Here is a 2,104-nt window from a genome sequence, read left to right as displayed (position 1 = left end):
CAATTCATCTCCCTTGATGAAAATGGAGTGGGAATTTTTATGCAGGATAATAGGTCGGTCATAAACTTGCATGAACTGAGTTACAAGGGCTGTACTGAGAGAGACAAGATCAACTAATTTTATGTCAACAGGTTTGGAATCCTCTAATTCAGCTAAACTTAACAGTGTTTTAGTCAAATTTTTCATTCTATTTGTTTCTAAATAAATAGCCTCAATTGCTTCTTTTGCTATTTTTTCATCTTGTGTTCCATGCCTTCTAAGAATTGTAATAAAGCTGCTAATAACAGTCACAGGCGTTTTTAACTCATGTGAAGCATCGGAAATAAATTGCCTTTGTTTATCTGAGTTTTCCTTCAGTTTACTAATCATACGGTTAAATGTAGCTGCCATTTTGTACACTTCATCTTTTGTTTCAGTTTGTATACCAATCTTTTTCAGCGTGCCACTTTGTTCAATATCCTCCATTGTAGAGATCATTGATACAATAGGCTTCATAATGATAGCTGATAACCATCTGCCAGCTAGAAAAGAGAGAAGAACCGAAATGACGGTAACAGTCCCCATTATGGACAAAATAATATCTTTGCGGCTTTCTAGTCCTGATAACCGCTCACTTATTTCTAACGTGCCTATTACTTTGTGATTCTGATGAATCGGTACGTGAACCACTAAATTTTGATGTTCTTGAAAAGGTCTAAGTTCAAAGTTCTTTTCTGTTGAAAAAGTAGGGGGGATTTTCTGAACAAGAACTTTGTCGTTAGTGACTTGATTAATAGTTGTAGAGTTCGGCCCCACGATTCGAATAAAAGAGTGACTAGGTATGTAAGAGTTTAAAAGGTTTTTGTCGAGTGTTAAGGATTTAGAAATGTGGTATTTTTTCAACATTTCATTCGCATTTTTGAAGACTAAGTGTGCTTCCATATTAACGGTCGTTTTCATAAATAAAAAAAATACAATCGTATTTACAATAAGCAAGCTGACTAACAGAGAAACTGTAATAAACAAGTTAACCTTAGTAGTAATTTTCATATGGTTCCTTTCTTATCACATATCCTACTCCTCTGACGGTGTGAATCAAGGAAGAGGTAATCTCTTCTTCTATTTTCTTTCTCAAATGGCCAATATACACATCTACTACGTTTGTTTCTCCTTCATAATCATAGCCCCAAACGGTCAAGAGGATATTTTCTCTGCTTAATACGATATGTTGATTTTTTAGTAAATAAACAAGCAAATCATATTCTTTCGGCGTTAATATAATCGTTTTGTTTTTTCTTATTACTTCCCTGCTCTCTAGATTTACAGATAAATCTTCTATTGATAAATGAACATCTTTTTTGTCAGTAACTTCTTGAATGATAGCTCTATGACGAAGACTATTGCGTACCCTAGCTAACACCTCTTCTATTTCAAAGGGCTTGGTGATGTAATCATTTGCTCCATGATCTAGTCCCATCACTTTATCTAACGTAGTGTCACGGGCTGTCAAAAGAATAACAGGGAGGTAGGCGTTCTTTTTTCTAATTCTTCGAAGGACTTCGATACCGCTAAGTTCTGGAAGCATAACGTCTAATAAAACTAGATCAATGCTGTTATGTAAAGCAGCCTCAAGGCCGCTTTTTCCTTCGCGCTCCACGAGTACTTGGTATCCTTCATGCTCAAGCTCAATTTGAAGAGCTCGTGCAATCATTTCTTCATCTTCAACGATTAAAATACGGTTTTGCATGCAGGTTCTCCTTTCGCATCGTTCAAAATATAATAAACCCCATTTGGACAAGATAAGTTCCTGTGTAGTTAGACCTTTCTTTTTAGTGAACCACTATGGATTAATACCTTTCATAAGACGGAAGGTTTCAAGAAGCAAAACGTTTAAACCTAGCCATACTCCTCCAAATACATATCCTGCTGCAATGTCACTGGGATATTGGATACTCAGATACAAACGACTAATCGCAATAAGCAATAAAATAAGAATGGCCACTATGGGTGCCAATGTAGGAATCCATAACCTTCTAGAGTGTCGAACCAGCATAAATACAGCAAATCCATAAATAACAAAAGCCATTACTGATTGCTCACTTGGAAAGGTGTATGAAAGCTGCTC

3 protein-coding genes are annotated in these 2,104 nt (G+C 36.0%); all 3 read right to left on the bottom strand.

Translation table 11 applies throughout. The features are described 5' to 3' along the window. Positions 1-1,029: histidine kinase dimerization/phospho-acceptor domain-containing protein (locus tag RB298_RS00355; protein ID WP_486045184.1), on the bottom strand; the 1,029-nt coding region annotated here is incomplete at its 3' end. Further along, positions 1,013-1,726 carry a response regulator transcription factor gene (locus tag RB298_RS00350; RefSeq protein ID WP_486045182.1) on the bottom strand — a complete coding sequence of 238 codons (714 nt, stop codon included), beginning with the start codon at positions 1,724-1,726 and terminating at the stop codon, positions 1,013-1,015. The genes RB298_RS00355 and RB298_RS00350, both read right to left, overlap by 17 nt. 93 nt (positions 1,727-1,819) lie before the next feature. Next, positions 1,820-2,104: phosphatase PAP2 family protein (locus RB298_RS00345; RefSeq protein ID WP_486045180.1), on the bottom strand; the 285-nt coding region annotated here is incomplete at its 5' end.

This window comes from Priestia sp. BR_2, from assembly GCF_041954005.1.
GTDB lineage: Bacteria > Bacillota > Bacilli > Paenibacillales > Paenibacillaceae > Paenibacillus_AQ > Paenibacillus_AQ lautus_A.
The sequence above is the reverse complement of the archived record's forward strand: the minus strand, read 5'-3'. Positions and strand labels throughout refer to the sequence as shown.